12 protein-coding genes are annotated in these 16501 nt (G+C 50.1%); 6 read left to right on the forward strand and 6 right to left on the reverse strand.

Annotated elements, in window-relative coordinates; translation table 11 throughout:
• Positions 1–39 precede the first annotated feature (39 nt).
• A complete protein-coding gene (locus tag IPL32_03045; GenBank protein ID MBK8464782.1) occupies positions 40–1935 on the forward strand; it encodes a radical SAM protein in 1896 nt (631 codons plus the stop codon).
• A gap of 238 nt (positions 1936–2173) precedes the next feature.
• On the opposite strand, the gene IPL32_03050 is transcribed toward IPL32_03045, so the two are convergent.
• Genes IPL32_03050 through glmM form a run of 3 tightly spaced genes read right to left on the reverse strand, consistent with a single transcriptional unit; the run spans position 2174 to position 5134 of the window.
• Positions 2174–2581 carry a hypothetical protein gene (locus IPL32_03050; protein MBK8464783.1) on the reverse strand — a complete coding sequence of 136 codons (408 nt, stop codon included), beginning with the start codon at positions 2579–2581 and terminating at the stop codon, positions 2174–2176.
• A gap of 37 nt (positions 2582–2618) precedes the next feature.
• Positions 2619–3782, reverse strand: coding sequence for a 3-dehydroquinate synthase (aroB, locus tag IPL32_03055; GenBank protein ID MBK8464784.1), 1164 nt, complete (start codon positions 3780–3782; stop codon positions 2619–2621).
• Between the two features lie 11 nt (positions 3783–3793).
• Entirely contained in the window at positions 3794–5134 is a 1341-nt protein-coding gene (glmM, locus tag IPL32_03060) for a phosphoglucosamine mutase (protein MBK8464785.1), read from the reverse strand.
• Between the two features lie 216 nt (positions 5135–5350).
• Between glmM and IPL32_03065 the strand changes: the two genes are divergently transcribed.
• Entirely contained in the window at positions 5351–6616 is a 1266-nt protein-coding gene (locus IPL32_03065; GenBank protein MBK8464786.1) for a hypothetical protein, read from the forward strand.
• 231 nt (positions 6617–6847) lie between these two features.
• Here IPL32_03065 and IPL32_03070 read toward each other — a convergent pair whose 3' ends face one another.
• Positions 6848–10825 (reverse strand): hypothetical protein, encoded by a 3978-nt coding sequence (locus IPL32_03070; protein MBK8464787.1) that lies wholly within the window; start codon positions 10823–10825, stop codon positions 6848–6850.
• Positions 10826–11370: 545 nt separating this feature from the next.
• On the reverse strand, positions 11371–11931 hold the full coding sequence (locus IPL32_03075) for a hypothetical protein (protein ID MBK8464788.1): 561 nt from the start codon (positions 11929–11931) through the stop codon (positions 11371–11373).
• Between the two features lie 58 nt (positions 11932–11989).
• Between IPL32_03075 and IPL32_03080 the strand changes: the two genes are divergently transcribed.
• A complete protein-coding gene (locus IPL32_03080) occupies positions 11990–12535 on the forward strand; it encodes a hypothetical protein (protein MBK8464789.1) in 546 nt (181 codons plus the stop codon).
• Position 12536: 1 nt separating this feature from the next.
• Here the strand turns inward: IPL32_03080 and IPL32_03085 are convergent, their stop codons facing one another.
• Positions 12537–13760: an acyl-CoA dehydrogenase family protein gene (locus IPL32_03085; protein ID MBK8464790.1), complete on the reverse strand. Its 1224-nt coding sequence runs from the start codon at positions 13758–13760 to the stop codon at positions 12537–12539.
• Between the two features lie 115 nt (positions 13761–13875).
• On the opposite strand from IPL32_03085, the gene IPL32_03090 reads away from it, so the two are divergent.
• From IPL32_03090 to IPL32_03100, 3 genes are all read left to right on the forward strand, one after another.
• Complete coding sequence (locus tag IPL32_03090) at positions 13876–15072, forward strand: molybdopterin molybdotransferase MoeA (protein ID MBK8464791.1); 1197 nt, start codon at positions 13876–13878, stop codon at positions 15070–15072.
• The gene (gene moaC / locus IPL32_03095) at positions 15069–15539 is read left to right on the forward strand and encodes a cyclic pyranopterin monophosphate synthase MoaC (protein MBK8464792.1); all 471 of its coding nucleotides are present in this window, start codon (positions 15069–15071) and stop codon (positions 15537–15539) included. Before IPL32_03090 ends, moaC begins: the two co-directional genes overlap by 4 nt.
• Before the next feature lie 140 nt (positions 15540–15679).
• Positions 15680–16465 (forward strand): M50 family metallopeptidase, encoded by a 786-nt coding sequence (locus IPL32_03100; GenBank protein MBK8464793.1) that lies wholly within the window; start codon positions 15680–15682, stop codon positions 16463–16465.
• The last annotated feature ends 36 nt before the right edge of the window (positions 16466–16501 follow it).

Consider the following 16501-nt stretch of genomic DNA (forward strand, 5'->3'; position numbering starts at 1 on the left):
CAAACAACTTCCGCAAGGCCATTCTTTCTGTTAGCCTAAATGTTTGTTGACGATATGAGCAAACGCATTATCGAGAGCTATAAAAAGAAGCTCGCCTCTGAAGAAGGCTATGTGCTTTCGCGCGAGCGAGGGCTGCGAATTGCGCTTTGCTATCCAAATACTCACGCGATCGGCATGGCAAATCTCGGGCTTCATACGATGTATGAGCTTTTCAATTCGATCCCTGACGTTGTTTGCGAACGAGCTTTTCTGCCCGATAGCGATGAACTAAAAGAGTACGAAAAATCTGGCACGCCCCTGATGTCGCTCGAAACCCAGTCGCGTGTGAAAGGGTTTGATGTTGTCGCGTTTTCGATCTCCTTCGAGACCGATTATCTAAACATGGCGCGAATGCTGCAGCTTTCGGGCATTCCCGTCTGGGCCGAAGAGCGAAATGAAGATCATCCGCTCGTCATCATGGGCGGAGCAGCATCGTTCCTTAATCCTGAACCAATAGCAGATTTCACAGATATCATCGCAGTCGGCGAAGGCGAGATCCTTGCGTTTCAACTCGTTGACGCAATTGTCGAAAATGAGTCAAAGGCCGACATTTTGCTTAGCCTCGCGAAGATCGGTCGCGGCTTTTATGTGCCGTCACTCTACGATGTTATTTATAACGAAGACGGTACAGTTTTCGATTATGTGCCGAATGAGAAAGGCGTTCCAAAACGTGTTGGCCGAGCGCTTGCATCCGTAAATCCTAAGGAAGGCACGCTCCGGCGCGCACTCAAACGCGGTGAGACCGAACTCGCGGATTTTCTGCTCAGCCAAGATACGTTTTGTCCTTCGACCGCTATTTGGTCACCGGAAGCGGAGATGGGCGACCGCCTGTTAGTAGAAATTTCTCGCGGCTGCTCACAAGGCTGTCGCTTCTGCTGGGCAGGTTACAATTACTATCCGCCGCGTGTCGTACCTGCCAAAGATATTCTCGACAAAGCTCGCGAATGGCGAAGCAAAACTAACAAGATCGGCCTCGTCTCGACAGCAGTCTGCGATCACCCTGAAATCTCGACGATTCTTAGAGAATTGCGTGCGATGGATTACCGCATTTCTGTTTCGTCGTTGCGGCTCGATCAGATCTCTGACGAATTGCTCGACGCTCTTGTCGAATCGCGCGACCAGCAGATCGCCGTCGCACCCGAAACAGGTTCCGACCGACTTCGCCGCGTAATAAATAAGAACCTCACAAACGACGAGATCGTCGATATCTGCGGCGCCGTCTTTGATCGCGGAATGCTTACCGTCAAACTTTATATGATGGTCGGCCTGCCTACCGAGACCGACGAAGACCTCGACGAAATGTTTGTTCTGGTCACGCGAATAAGGGACCGCATGCTCGAAGCCGGAAAAAAATTCGGACGTGCGGGCAAGATCATACCTTCGCTAAACGGCCTCGTTCCCAAACCAAACACGCCGCTCCAATGGGATGCGATCTGTGGCGAAAAAGAATTAAAACGCCGCATCAAATACGTCTGCAAAGGCTTGAGCAAGATCTCAAACGTCGAGGTTCGTTATATGTCGGCACGCATCGCACACGAACAGGCTCTGTATTCATCAGGCGACCGCACAGTTTCAAAAGCGATCGAAGCTGCCGCACGATTCAATGGCGACCTCAATCGCGCACTTCGCGAAACAGGCATCGACGCCGCATTTCACACATCAAGAGATCGAAGCTACGATGAATTTCTCCCATGGTCGATAGTCGATTCGGGATTGTCGTTCGAATTCCTAAAAACCGAACACGAAAAAGCCCTCGAATCTCTCTCAAGCCTTCCCTGCCCCGCAGTAGAAAAATGCACGACGTGCGGAGTCTGCCCAACAACCTGGCTAGCCGACGCTCCCGAAGCTCTTATCAAGATCCAGCCGCTCAAGATTCAACAAGCCTTGGCCCTTTGAGATGTTTCATCCAGTCATTTCATCTCAAATTTTGACTCCAGACGCTACACATTCAACACGCCCACGCCCTTCATTAGCTTCGTTGATAATATTACCGATGCCGACTTCATCGCGGAGCCGTTCGAATAAAATGCGAAAGCCCGCACGTAAGTAAGGGCGATACATTCAACATTGAGTGTACCGCCCTTACTCACGTACGCGCCTTTGTAACTGATTTAACCGCGTCGTTTCGGGAAATCTACTGTTTCAGCAAAAATCCTGATGGTGTTGCGGTGTGGTCGAATTGGTAAGCGTAGCGGTAGATTCCAAACGGCAGAATATCGACCTGTTTTACATAGGCAACGCGCGCGGTTAGCACATTTCCATTAAGTTTTACGTCCATAATGGCGTCGGTAGGGATATTATTTTGCACGATCGCTTTTTGGATGCGAGTCTTTACATTATCAACTGGATTTACCTTTCCCGGTAAGGCGAGTCCCTGTAAAACCGCGGTACTCATTTCGGATTTCAAACTCTCCGCATCGTAAGCCGTCGGAATATAATTAAACCCGGCATGACCCGTAAGTATAATAATAACAAGGGTTATCGCAAATTTGACACCTGCGCTTCCCCGTTCGGAAGGGCGTTTTGTTGCTAAGTTATTCATCTTTATTATCTCCTGAGAGAAGATCGGCCTTATGTGGTTAAGACCATTTTTGAAGGAAACTCTTGAGGACTTTTAGTATGAGCGAGCGTGGAATGTCATTTTCGCTAACTATCACCGGCTTGCCGATGCCCTTGAGCAGCAACATTTGAAGCGAACCTGATAGATGCTTCTTGTCGAATTTGAAGGCCTCAAAAACCTCTCGTTCGTCGATGTTTGTGAGGCGCGGCATCATGCCGGCACGATGCACAACATCGTTCAACAATTTTACATCTTTTTCGCCACACAATGCAAGAGATTTCGACAGCTCCGCCGCAAACATAACGCCGTAGCCTACGGCCTCGCCGTGTTTCAGGTATTTGTAATCAGTCACTTTTTCGAGCGCGTGTGCAAGAGTATGGCCAAAATTGAGGACCTTTCTGGAACGTTTGTCGGTTCGATTCGATGATTCCCGCTCGTCGCCGGCGACGATTTCGGCCTTAAATGCGATTTGATTGACTATCAGATCTGAGATCTCAGATCTGAAATTTTCATCCTCAAATAATCCATCAAAATCTTCTGGCGGAAAAGCGGAAAGAAAATCGGCGTTCTGCTTGAAGAGTTTTTGGCCGCTGATGGCTGCTTGTTTTACAGCTTCGCAAAACCCGGCGGTTAATTCGCGAGGAGGCAGCGTTTGCAGAGTTACGGTATCGATCAATACGCCTTTAGGCTGATGAAAAGCACCGATCTGGTTTTTGCCGGACGCCGAATTGACTCCGGTCTTGCCGCCAACTGACGAATCGATCATCGACAGCATTGTAGTCGGTATATGCAAGTACGCAATGCCGCGAAGATAGACTGCCGAAGCGAATCCGGCCAGATCACCAACCACGCCGCCGCCGAGAGCGACGACTGCATCTGTCCGGGAAAGCTGCTGTTCGGCAAAAAATATGAGTGCAGATTCGACGGTCCGCAAATTCTTAAACTGCTCGCCGTCTCTCATTAGAAAATGAGAGACGACAAATCCAGAAGCACGAAGACACTGCTCAACTTGTTTTCCGTAGAGATCGAAAACGGTTGGGTTTGAAATGATAACGATCTTCGCGGCATCACGTCCGAGACATTTGCGTGTCCACTTGCCGCTGGTGGACAAAAGGTCGCTGCCGATCACGATCTCGTAGGCGGAAGCCTCTTGTTGAAAATCGATTTTGAGCGAGTGCTTCATCAGATCAAGGTTTAACCCAGTTCGTTTTTGATGACATCGATCAAACGTTGTGCCTGTTCTTCGATCGCTGATTGATCTTTGCCTTCGATCATCACGCGAGCAAGATTTTCGGTGCCGGAGTAACGAAGCAGCAAACGGCCTTCGCCGTGAAGCTCACTTTCGATCTCCTTTGAAGCGGCAGCAATAGCCGGAACTTGCTCGAACGGAAGCTTTTCGCCCACTTTAACATTCAGCAAGATCTGCGGATAGCCGACAAATCCCGCAACGGCCTGCGACAACGAAATGCCTTTTTCCTTGATCGCTCTAAGAAGAAGTAAAGCCGTCATCATACCGTCGCCGACAAGACTGATCTCAGGAAATATAATATGTCCTGATTGTTCGCCGCCAACCTCGGAGCCGGTCTCGATGAGCTTTTCGAGAACGTATTTGTCGCCAACGTTTGCTCGCAGAAGATTGATGCCTTTGGATCGAAGTGCGAGTTCGAGGCCGATGTTGCTCATCACAGTCGCGACAACGGTTGAATTAGAAAGTTTGCCGTGATCCTTTAGATATTGAGCCATTATCCAAAGCGTCGCGTCGCCGTCAACGATGTTTCCTTTTTCATCGACAAATAGAGCCCGATCAGCATCGCCGTCAAACGCTACGCCCAGATCAGCCCTCTCCGAAATGACCTTTGCCGGAAGATCACTGATATGTGTCGATCCGCAATTTTCATTTATGTTGCGGCCATCGGGCGCGTTATGGATCGTGACAACATCGGCTCCAAAGCCTTTAAACAATTCCTCCGCAAGTTCTGACGAAGCCCCGTTCGCGCAGTCGATGACGATCTTAGTTCCTGTCGCGGAAAGTTGGCCGACAATATCCTTTAAATGGTTTATATATGCACCACGAAATTCTTCGACTCTGTTCGCAGAAATTTCAGCTTCACCCGACGAAAGATCCGCGCCGGCATGTATAGCTTTTTCGATCTCGCGTTCGGTAACATCGTCGATCTTCTTGCCGGTCGGCAGAAAGATCTTTATGCCGTTATCGTAGTAAGGATTATGCGAAGCGCTGATCACAATGCCCGCATCAAAATCAAACGCACTCGTCAGATACGCAACGCCCGGCGTCGTTATCACGCCCGCCGATTCGCACACAGCATTTTCCGACGATGCTCCGTCATGAAATTCCGTCTCTATCCAGCCGCCCGATTCGCGAGTGTCGCGGCCTGAGATAAATCGAGGATCGCGTCCGAGTCTCTCGCGAAATTGCCGCGTCAGCGAGGCTCCGATGATTCGCACTGTCTTTTCGTCGAGCGGAAATTCACCCGCCGGGCCGCGAATACCGTCTGTGCCAAAGAGTTGTTTCATATTAGAAAAAGTGAACGCAGTCGTGGAAAATTTAGTTATACCTTATCTAAGACCGGCAAAACAACTCGTGATTATCCATAAAGATTCGTTATACATGCAATAAATTTATCGAAAATGATTGACAACCGGCTATCAAGTGCGAGAATCTTATACATGCCGACCTGAATGACGCTTCGGCGTCGAACGTTCCTCGGTAGTCTCCTCAACTAATCCATTATGAATAATAAGATCTTTATTGGCGTTTTTGTGTTTTTGGCGACGGCAGTTTCGAGCTTTGCTCAGTCGGACAGGGTTCAGCCAAAATCGACTCCATCGCGTGTGATAGTGACAAACTCATTGCCGCCCGCTCAGCCTATAAAGATATTTACGCCCGCTCCACTTCCCGCAAAAACGCCGAACGTCGTCGGCCAAAATCCGCCAACGGCTGCGTCTAACGCGAGTAATCTAAATTACAGCGGCCTTAGTTTTTCGCAAATTAAGAGCAAGATCGCCGAAGCAAAACGCGAAATGCAAACGCGGCCGATCGCAACCGCATTGACCGACCCTACGTCTTTATCATCAGTTCCCAGTCAGGTGCGGATCGCTTTTTACCATTGGCGTGACAAAAAGATCGATTACATCGTTATCGGCAAAGACGCTTTCTTATCGAAAAACGGCTCGACCGCAGCGATCTCATCCAACGGCCGTCAAATGACAACACGCACGATCCGTGCAAACGGCGTTAACACGCCCATCGCGATCACCGACGAAACCGGCCAGGCGCAGTTGCCGCTGATGATCCAGTATCCCGTCGAAAGAGAAGGACGCTTCATCGAAACGGCATATTACATGTCAACGCATCCCGGACTCGTAACGCCCGAAGTCGTAAGTGCAGGACGATTTTATGTTCACAATACGATCGAGATCGCCCGCGATCAACTGCGAAACAAGGGATATCTAATTCAACCAAAGGTCGCCGATATCGCCGAACGTCTCGCAACCGTCGAGCACGTCGATCATCAGCGTTTTCGCACAGAATTTCACCCAAATGTTTACAACGACATTTTCACGCTGTATGCACTGAACGAAGGCCAGACTTATCGCTATTCGGTGAGTTCCGCCGGAGCAGGCGGCATGGTGCAGATGATCCCGCCGACCTATCGAATGGTCCGCAGCCGTTTTCCCAACGCAGCACTAATGCCCGATTTTGTCGAAGGAATGCGCAACCACGTCAACGCAACCCAGGCGATGCTGCTCTACATGCAGATGACCTGGAACGACCTGATCGCCAGCCCAACCGTTTTCAATGCCATGCAAACCGGCATCGCCACGCAGGAGCAGCTTATGGCAGCCGGCTACAACTCCAACCCCGCCAAACTCCCCGGCTACATAAACCGCGGCGGAGCAAACTGGACAACACTGATACCACAAGAAACAAAGATCTACCTGCAAATCTACGATTCCCTAGAACGCCACGTCAACATGACCCCACGAAAACGCTAATTGGTGAACCATCGATGCAAAAGCCCGCACGTAAGTAAGGGCGATACACTCAACATCGAAAGCGATCAATACAGAAGCCCGCACCTGTCAGAACCGGAAGCGGTAGCGACCGGGTTCTCTGCAGAAGCCCGCTCGAAGTAAGGGCATTCTTATGCAAAAGCCCGCACGTAAGTAAGGGCGATACACTCAACATCGAGTGCATCGCCCCTACCCATTGCAACTGCACGAACTCTAAAACAGTTCGATCTTTCCGTCAGTGATTGTCACTCTCGACTCGCCTTCATTGAACATAATCCGTTCAAACGAGATCGGCGACACCGAACCCGATGCACCAACCGCAGTAAATCGAAGATTCAACAAAACACCATCGCCGTCTATCGGATAAGCCCCATAAACAACAACTCTTAAAAGCCCAGGCCCCGACGCATTCGACACCACCGAAAGCCCACGACTAATGGTCCCCGAAAAATCGACAGGCTTAGCCAACGGCTGCATCACCGAAGGATCGTATCTGAGATCGAACTCATAAGAGATCACTCCTTTATCCGCGATGCCCTCAACCTTCACTGGAACAACGATCTCTTTATCAACAGAACCAACAACCGTTGGCAACTCGACGGCAATGCCTCTCTCCGGCCCGCCGCCTTCTGCTTCTGCCAACAGCCTACTGTTCACGGGCCTCGCACCAGTGTTGTTCCAGTTACCCGACACCTCGCCCATCAGTAATGCGGAGAAATCTTCCCCTGTCAGATTTCCCGCGACCGAAGCATATATACGATTCACGGGCGTAAATCTCCACGTCGATGTACTTCCGATTCCAGGAGCTTCATATGGCGGCCCGGCTGCGAACTTCGCGATCATCGCCGCATCGAACGACGTCACCGAAGTATTTCCGCTCACATCAGCTACGATCAACTGATTTCCGGTCAACACCGGATTCGGCGGCCCTGCGACATGCTGCGAGATCCTTGCGGCGTCAAATGAAGTAATACCGTTCGACCCGCCTGTCTTCGTTGGCGTCACTGTGTAAGAACCTGCACCAAAACCGGTCAGCACATACTGTCCCGCCGTCGCACCCGGAGCAGCCGTAGTCGTCCCCACGTTTGGCGAGCCTGTTCCCGTTATAGTCACATTAGAAACAAACCTTGGCGTTGGAGCTCCGATCGCATTGCCATACGTCACGGTTCCGCTGATCGTTGCGGGAATTGTCGGCGTTGGCGTTGCTGTATTAGTCGATGTAGCCGTTGCCGTTGCTGTGTTTGTCGCAGTGTTCGTTGCAGTGTTTGTCGGCGTGAAAGTTGACGTATTTGTCGGCGTCGGCGTGTCGTCGTTAAGGATGGTTAAAACTGCCGCAGTTGGTGTGCCGAGAGTCGCTCCTACTGGCGATGATAATGTTAGATTTACGGTCTCATTGCCCTTGAACAATGAATCGGGGCAAAGCGTTACCGCAAATGTCTTGCTCAGGTCGCCGCCGTTGAATGTTAATGTGCCGGAAGCATTCACATAATCGACACCTCCGCCGCAGCTTGCTCCGCCGGTTGCAGTGCCGTTGCTAGTGGCATATTGCACAGTATCAACACCTTCGCTGCCGTCCACACGATTGACGGTAATTGTCGCCGTACCTGCATCTTCAGAAACCGAATAGGTTGCCGAGCTAAACTGTAAGGCAGGCTGGACCTCAAACGCACCGATGTCGGCTCCGTTTCCGCCGGAGGCATTTGCAATTGCCAAATTATCGACCGGACGCGTCTGTTGTCGCTGGTCTGTTATCAATGCACCGCTCGCTCCCTTATCTATCGCCGGACTGCCTGGCAGCAAAGCGTGAGTGAATGTCACGCCTCCATTGTCCTGCAACGGTCCGAGGTTTGGATCAACGCCCGTGATGTTGTTTGTCGTTGTTCCGGTGATCGTCGCCCCAGAAGTATTCTCGATCAAGTTGTAGTCGTTTGAATTCAGAGTACCGGCGAAATCGGGTGATGTCGGAGCGGTATTGTTGCCGACGATCGTATTGCCGAGATTCATCGTGCCGTTGATGCCGCCGCCGGTGGTGGTTGCGGTGTTGCTTGCGACCGTCGTGTGGCTGAGCGTAACGGTTAATGACGCATTAGCAACGCGGAAAATGCCGCCGCCGTTTGGTGCCATGTTGCCGCTGACGGTCGAATTTTCAATTGTGATGAAAGTATTCGTATCGGGTTGAAGATCGATTCCGCCGCCGCGTGTTGACGAGGTGTTGCCGCTGATCGTCGAGCCGGTAATGGTTGTCGGACTGTCAACGTCAAAGGCGATTCCGCCGCCGACACCGCTCGCTGAATTCCCGCTGATCGTCGAATTCGTCATCGTTACAGTAACGGAATCCGCGAGAATCCCGCCGCCGTTTGAGGACGGGGCAGTATTGCCGCTAATCGTCGTATTTGTCAACGACAGCGTCGTACCATCTTCGGAATAGATGCCGCCGCCGCCGTTGTTGGTACCCACGCCCGTAGCTGTATTGTTGCTGAGTGTAGAATCGGTTATCGTCAGTGTTCCCTGGTCATTGTGAACGCCGCCGCTCGCAGCGAGTGTAGAATTATTGTTAATGGTGGTTTGGGAAATGGTCAAGGTCCCGGTGCCGTCTCTGCGGATACCGCCGCCGTCGCCCGGCCCCGCCGTTATTGAATTGCCGCTGATGATCGAATTGGTAATGTCTGCCGTTATTTGAAAAAAGCCGATTCCAGCTCCACCGGTGGAATTTACGGCGGTAATGGTGTTGCTCGAGAAAGTCGAGCCGGTAATGGTCGCAGGTCCGGCTGGAGCGCTTAGATTGCCTGAATTGAACAAACCGCCGCCTTCACGAGCCGCAGTGTTGCCGGTTATCGTTGAATCAGTGATATTCAGCAGCGGAGAATTAGAATAAATTCCTCCGCCTTGAAAGCCGCTGCTATTATTTGAGATTGTGGAGTTATTGATCGTCAAAGTATCATTAATGGAGTTGCCAACACCTCCGCCCTCGGTGGTTGCTGTGTTGCCGGTAATTACCATATTGTTCAGGGTCAAATCTCCTTGATTAAGAACCGCACCGCCCCCTGTTGTTATTACGGAGCCGACACCGTTGCCGCCGGTCAGGGTCATTCCGCTGATCGTAACGACCGGAGTTTCGAGGATATTAAAGATCCTGCTCGCGTTATTTCCGCTGACGGTCAGCAGATTCGCGCCCGGGCCGGTAATCGTTACGTTTGCATTCGTAATTAACAATTCGCCGCCGGTCAGGGTGATGGTTTGCGGTGTGCTGAACACGCCCGGATCAAAATCAATCGCGTCCACGCCCGCCGCATTTGCGTCTAAAACTGCCTGCCGCAAACTGCCCACACCGCTGTCGTTGGTATTTGTTACCGTAAATGTATTCACCATGAAGCATTTTCCGGCGGAATCGGCGGCGACGATAGCTTGGATCTCCGATGCTGCAAGTGAGCGATTGTAAATCGAAAGTTCATCGATACTGCCAAAGAAAGCGTTTCGAACGTCGTTGTCGCCGCGTGCTCCGATTGCGGCATTGGTTCCAAAGGTGAAGGTTATATTGTAAGTAATCGGAGCGCCCGCCACACCGTCAACATAAAATGTAACTTGATTGCCTGATTTGGTCACAGCAACATGATGAAAATTGGTGTCGCTGATTGTGGCAGTAGTCGAGTAAACCGCAGAAGTTCCAATTTTCGTTAGGCCGATCCGACTGGTCGACTGTTCAATAACAAACCCGTAGCCGCCTGCCCCGTAACTAAAAAATACTCCGCCCTCAAATCCGGCGACAGGCGAATTAGTAACGATCGTGTTGCTGGAACGTTTTATCCACCCCTCGATAGTAAAATCCTGTAATTGTAAATTAGCCGGATTGCCGACTAAAACCCGGTCGCCGACACCGGATGTATTTCCGGTTCCGCCGAGAGTAAATGTTTGTCCGATATTGCCCGTCGTATAGTTGACGTTGCCCTGGATCGCGCCGTTGTTTGTATTTATAAAGTCAATAGCGTTGTTTTCGCCCTGATACCACGAAACCAAATTGGCAGGTGCCGTCGAACAAGCACCGGGCGTTGCCGTCGCCGTTGCGGCTTGTGTATCTGTGTCCGCACTTGCGGTATTTGTAACCGTAAACGCAGCGGCGAAAACACCGACAACCGAAGCTGCTATCACCAGGAAAAATATGGACCGACGAAGTTTGCCCTTAATATTACGCATTATTGAATCTCCTTAGATTGTTCGAATGAAAATAATCCTTACCAACATATGCGTAGATATTGATAGAACTCTGCCAAAAATTGTAAAAAAGATATTCAAAGAACGACCGTAACGAAGAGAATGGCGATAATGAATGGAAAACGTTAATGAAGAGAACGACAGAAACTGAATGGAGACTTTTCTAAAAAAGCCCAAAAACCGCCTTTCGCCCGATGGCTTTTTGGGGGTCTCCGATGGCTTTTAAGGGGGTCTCCGATGGCTTTTTGGCACTCAACGGTGGCTTTTGCGCAAAAATTAAATGTGTAATTCCCATAAGTACAATAAATTCAATAACTTAACGCTGACAGCATAACCCCACACTTTAGCTTATTCCGGAAGGCGGCTTTCACAAAACATTGATTTTGCTAACAAATCGCAACAATGTGGCACGTGCCACATTTAAACTCCGTCATTTTAGCGCGATTTTTTTGTAATCATTGTTGAAAATTTCAGAACAGATCTTTTTCGATTTTTTGAGTGGAGTCGAAGAGCTTTTTATCAAGCTGTCATTCGTCGGACATTTCGGGTTCGGGCGGCGTGAAGGAACCGATGCAAGCGACTTCGGCTTGGACGTCGGTGAATTTCTTATCAACCAGATCTTCGCCCGCGAAGAATGCATCATTTGTGATCTCAAAAACGGCAAACGGCGGCGGGATAAATTCGTCCATGCGTTCGCGGGTTTCGAAATCAACCCTTGCGGTGTTCAAACCCCACAACGGCCCAAGATGAACGTCAAAGGCAAACGGCACGCGGTCGAACTCGTGAAAGTAACGGTTCTTGCGTATTTCCCTGCCCTCGAAATGTTCAAATACCGCATATTCGGCTTCGTTCAGATGGATCTCGGCTAGTTTGCTCACAGAGTATTCGCCTTCGACCGACGGGAAACGCTGCTGCAGCATTCGCGTCCAGGTATTCGAGTACGGATCACGGATCGACCGCAGCCGTAATCGCGTATTTTCTATGTAGTTATCGAAAAGCTGAAGATGGCTGCTGGCACGCGTTAAGGGCTCGGGCAGACGCTCGATCAAAAACAGTCGGTGCAGTTCCGTTTGCGCTGGTTTACTCATTTTGTGTAAATTTATTATACTCTTGAATTCTAATCTTTTAGGAGTATAGTCACCTTATATGAGATCACAAGTAATCATCTGTTTTGCAGTTGCTATGTTTGCTGTTGCTATGTCAGCTTGCGGCGGCTCGCCACCTGCGAATTCCGGCAAGAACACAAACACAGTGAGCGTGAATACAAACACGACTTCAAACAGCCCACTCGACACCAAAAAGAATGAGCCTGAGGCAGTTACAAACAACGCTCCGACTCTGACGCCCGTATTTAAATCGTTTTGCGAGGCATGGTCAAAGAATGATGAGGCCGCGCTTAGAAAAATCTATTCACAGGACACGATCAAGTTTTTTGAAGCCCAGATGAAGGCCGACAAGGCAAAGAATTTGCTGAAATATTTAGAGGCCACAGATAAGGTTTCAGGAACGCCGTGCAATGTAACGAACGAAAAGATCGACGGCGACAAAGCGGTTGCCACAATTCATTCAGACAAATACCCGCGTGGTATTCAGGTCGTTTTCGTCAAAGAGAGCGGCGAATGGAAAATGACCAACAAAAGCCCAGCAATCGATAGTATGAAATCGACCGCTAACGCAAATACCACAAAATAGATTAGGCCGAGGCTTTACTATCACCTTGTTTGTATGGCGGCAGCGTGACGCGGGCCGCCTTTTCCTTTTTAAGCCCCAACGCCCAATCTGCCTGCATCAGCGTGTGAATATCACGCGTTCCTTCGTAAATAACTGCTGCTTTGCAATTGCGTAAATAACGCTCGACCGGATAGTCGTTGGTGTAGCCGTTCGCCCCATGAATCTCGATCGCCATTGAGGCGGCTGTTTCACTTCGGACCGTCGCCTGCCACTTAGCAAGACTCGCGGCTCGTGCTGAAGGCAACCCTTCATTTTTCAGGTAGCCCGTCTTTAACCACAGCAAATGCGACATTTGATAATCGGCTTCCATATTGGCGATCTTCTGTTTTACAAGCTGAAAGTTAGCGATCGGCTGGCCCTGAACTTCACGAGTGTTCGCATAAGCGACCGACGCATCGCGAGCCGCACGGATAACGCCCGTAGCTCCCGAAGCCACTGTATAACGGCCGTTCTCGAGGCTGAACATAGCGATCTTAAATCCTTCGCCTTCCTGCCCGAGCATATTCTCTTTCGGCACGCGAACATCCTGCAGCGAGAAGTAACCTGTGTTGCCAGCACGAATACCAAGTTTGCCGTGAAGCGTGCCACTAGAAAAACCGGGCATTGTGCGCTCGACAATAAAACAGCTTAAGCCTGAATGGTCACGAACCTTTTGCTTTTCCTGATCGGTCCAGCAGAAAAACAGAAAATGATCCGCAACATCGCCAAGCGATATCCACATTTTTTCGCCGTTCAAAATCCAATCGTCGCCATCACGCTTCGCATATGAACGCATGCCGATAACGTCGCTGCCTGCGTTAGGCTCGGTCAATCCAAATGTCGCCAGCTTTTCGCCTTTTGCTTGCGGAACGAGATAGTGTTGTTTCTGTTCCTCAGTTCCCCAGCTATAAACACTCAGGCTGTTCAACCCGACGTGAACGGACATCGCGACCCGCAAAAATGTGTCGCAAGTTTCAAGTTCCTCACACACAAGACCGAGCGAAATATAGTCAAATCCCGCTCCGCCATATTGCTCAGGAATACAAACGCCCATCAGACCAAGATCAGCCATCTTGTCAAAAACGGAGCGTTCAAAATGCGACTTTTCGTCCCATTCTTTGATGTAAGGTGCGACTTCGCCCGCACAAAATTCACGGACGGTCTGCTGCAAAGCGACATGTTCTTCGGTCAGTTCAAATTCGATCACGGTTTGTAATTTTCCTCTCTAAAAATTAGTTATGATAAGATTCGGACGTAAATGCAAAACAGAATTCTAGCATTTCGCGGCTTTTAGTGCTAAAAGGGCGATGATTTTGAATCTAATGATTGATATTTCAAAAGCTACTAAGCTGGTCGACCTCGAGACCGGTTCCATTGGAGCCGAACGCATCGACCTCGCGGCGTCAGTTGGCCGGATCTTGAGCGAAGACATCATCGCCGACACCGATCTGCCGCCATTTGACCGGTCGCAGATGGACGGTTTTGCGGTTGTCGCCGTTGACACAAAAAATGCGCCTGTAGCGCTCAAAATAGTCGGCGAATCAGCCGCCGGACGAGGCTGGCACAAAACGACGAAACGCGGCCAGGCAGTTAGGATCATGACTGGTGCTCCCGTTCCAATGGGCGCCGACGCGGTGCAAAAAATCGAACTCACGAGTGAGACAAAAAATGGAATTGTCACGATAAATGAACCTACGGAAAAAGGCCGGTTTATTGTCCGCAAAGCGAGCGAGATCAAGAAAGGTTCCCATATTCTCAAATCAGGCGAGGTCATTAACGAAAACATGATCGCCACGCTCGCCGCATTCGGTTACGCAAAGATCAAGGTCTCAAAACGGCCAAGAGTCGCAATCCTCGGAACAGGCAGCGAGATCGTTGAAATTTCAAAAAAGCCGGGACGCGACCAGATACGCAATTCAAATTCGGTGATGCTGGATGTTCTAGCTCGAAAATTCGGAGCGGCAACAATGATCTTTCCGATCTCAAAAGACGAGATCTCAAATCTCAAATCTCAAATCTCAAATGCGGCGAAGAACACCGAAATTCTTGTGATAACTGGCGGCGTGTCCGTTGGAAAATATGACCTAACGAAAACCGTCTTACTCGAACTCGGCGCCGAGATCTTTTTTGACAAAGTGCGACTTAAACCCGGCAAACCTGCGGTTTTTGCGAGGCTTGGCAAGACACTAGTTTTCGGCCTGCCAGGGAATCCCGTCTCGGCGGCAGTGACCTTTCATCTTTTTGTCCGCAAAGCTATCCTTAAAATGCAGGGAGCATCTACAACTGACATGCAAAAAGGCTTTGCGATTCTCGGGGCTGATGCAAGGTCCGCACGCGAGCGTGACACATATCTGCCGTCGCGTTTAGAAACAAATAAATTGGGCCAGTTGGTCGCTCATCCGTTAAAATGGCAAGGGTCGTCGGATTTTATTGGATACGCGCGGGCCGATTCGATGATCTTTGTTCCGCGCGGCAAACAGTTGGCGAAAGGCGCTGTCGCCGAAATAGTTTTCTTATGAATGATCTGTCGCATTTTGACGAAGCAGGAAAAATAAAAATGGTTGATGTTTCCGGTAAGGAAATAACGGCAAGGCGAGCCGTCGCGTCCGGAAAAGTTCTTCTCTCACTCGCAACTCTCGAAACCCTCCAAACTCAACAAACTCCGAAAGGTGATCCGCTTGAGATCGCACGCATCGCCGGGATAATGGCCGCGAAGAAAACCTCGGAGCTTATTCCTCTCTGCCATCAGATCAATCTGTCGAAGGTGAACGTCACCGCCGAATTTCGCGACTATGGCGTATATCTTGAGGCCGAAGCCATCACCAACGCCCAAACCGGCGTCGAAATGGAGGCATTGACAGCAGTTTCGGTCGCCGCACTCACGATCTACGATATGTGCAAAGCTGTGCAAAAAGACATCGTGATCTCTGACGTGAAACTAGAATCAAAGACTGGCGGCAAAGCAGACTTCGAGCGTATGAAATAGGGTGCGAAAGCCCGCACGTAAGTAAGGGCGGAACACGCAAATTGAATGTATCGCCCTTACTAACGTGCTGGCTTCTGCATTATCCGAACTTTCGCCTACAATAGACGTATTCGCTTGTAGGAATTAGGAGTTATCAAATTATGAGATACAAGCTAGCCGCAGATGCCAAACCGCAGGTCACGCTTTTGCTCTCAGCGACGGGAGTCAGTGTCGCGTTATGGTTCGTCGCTTGGTATATGCCGGTTGTCGGATATATCGTTTATCCGCTTCAGCTTTTTGCGACATTCATTCACGAGAGCAGTCACGCGTTGATGACCCTTGTCACGGGCAACCACGTAATGAGCCTCACCGTCTCGCCTGATACAAGCGGCATGGTCTGGTCGCAGGCTCCGTGGTTCTCATCAATGCTCATCTCAAGCTCCGGTTATCTCGGAGCGACAGCGTTCGGCACACTGCTGCTCATCTGGATGCGGTTTGGTTATTCTTCGCGTGCTGCTTTGTATTTTTCATCAGGCCTCGTCGGTGTGATGACGATCGTCTTTGGTTTCCTTGCACCATTTTGGCATTTGCTCGCAAACGTCACATTCGGCAGCGTCGTATTTACTGTGTTCTCAGGTGCAGTGCTTTCCGCCGGTCTTTTCGCCATAGCCAAATTCGCAAATGCCAAGTGGGTAAACTTCGCACTCGCATTTCTCGCGGTTCAATGTCTGCTCAACGCTTTCTTCAGCCTTAAAGACCTCTTCTTCATCTCTGCCGCCGGCTCACAGCCTACCGACGCCGCAAACATGGCCGCCGCGACCGGAATTCCTGCACTTCTTTGGGTTGTTGTTTGGATCGTAATTTCGATCGTGATGATTTCGCTCGGTTTGCGTATGTATGCGGTCGGAAAAGGTACCGTGTCGGGCGATTCAGTTTTTGAGGATTAATTTTTGACGCAAAGATATTAGATTGATCTAAGGCTT

Origin of the sequence: Chloracidobacterium sp. (genome assembly GCA_016711345.1) — a bacterium.
Classification (GTDB): Bacteria; Acidobacteriota; Blastocatellia; order Pyrinomonadales; family Pyrinomonadaceae; genus OLB17.

What these genes read in the sequence shown, in the direction of transcription:
- IPL32_03045 (MBK8464782.1), top strand. Translation starts at nt 40, where the DNA reads ATGTTTGTTGACGATATGAGCAAACGCATTATCGAGAGCTATAAAAAG.
- IPL32_03050 (MBK8464783.1), bottom strand. Translation starts at nt 2,581, where the DNA reads ATGAATAACTTAGCAACAAAACGCCCTTCCGAACGGGGAAGCGCAGGT.
- aroB (MBK8464784.1), bottom strand. Translation starts at nt 3,782, where the DNA reads ATGAAGCACTCGCTCAAAATCGATTTTCAACAAGAGGCTTCCGCCTAC.
- glmM (MBK8464785.1), bottom strand. Translation starts at nt 5,134, where the DNA reads ATGAAACAACTCTTTGGCACAGACGGTATTCGCGGCCCGGCGGGTGAA.
- IPL32_03065 (MBK8464786.1), top strand. Translation starts at nt 5,351, where the DNA reads ATGAATAATAAGATCTTTATTGGCGTTTTTGTGTTTTTGGCGACGGCA.
- IPL32_03070 (MBK8464787.1), bottom strand. Translation starts at nt 10,825, where the DNA reads ATGCGTAATATTAAGGGCAAACTTCGTCGGTCCATATTTTTCCTGGTG.
- IPL32_03075 (MBK8464788.1), bottom strand. Translation starts at nt 11,931, where the DNA reads ATGAGTAAACCAGCGCAAACGGAACTGCACCGACTGTTTTTGATCGAG.
- IPL32_03080 (MBK8464789.1), top strand. Translation starts at nt 11,990, where the DNA reads ATGAGATCACAAGTAATCATCTGTTTTGCAGTTGCTATGTTTGCTGTT.
- IPL32_03090 (MBK8464791.1), top strand. Translation starts at nt 13,876, where the DNA reads ATGATTGATATTTCAAAAGCTACTAAGCTGGTCGACCTCGAGACCGGT.
- moaC (MBK8464792.1), top strand. Translation starts at nt 15,069, where the DNA reads ATGAATGATCTGTCGCATTTTGACGAAGCAGGAAAAATAAAAATGGTT.
- IPL32_03100 (MBK8464793.1), top strand. Translation starts at nt 15,680, where the DNA reads ATGAGATACAAGCTAGCCGCAGATGCCAAACCGCAGGTCACGCTTTTG.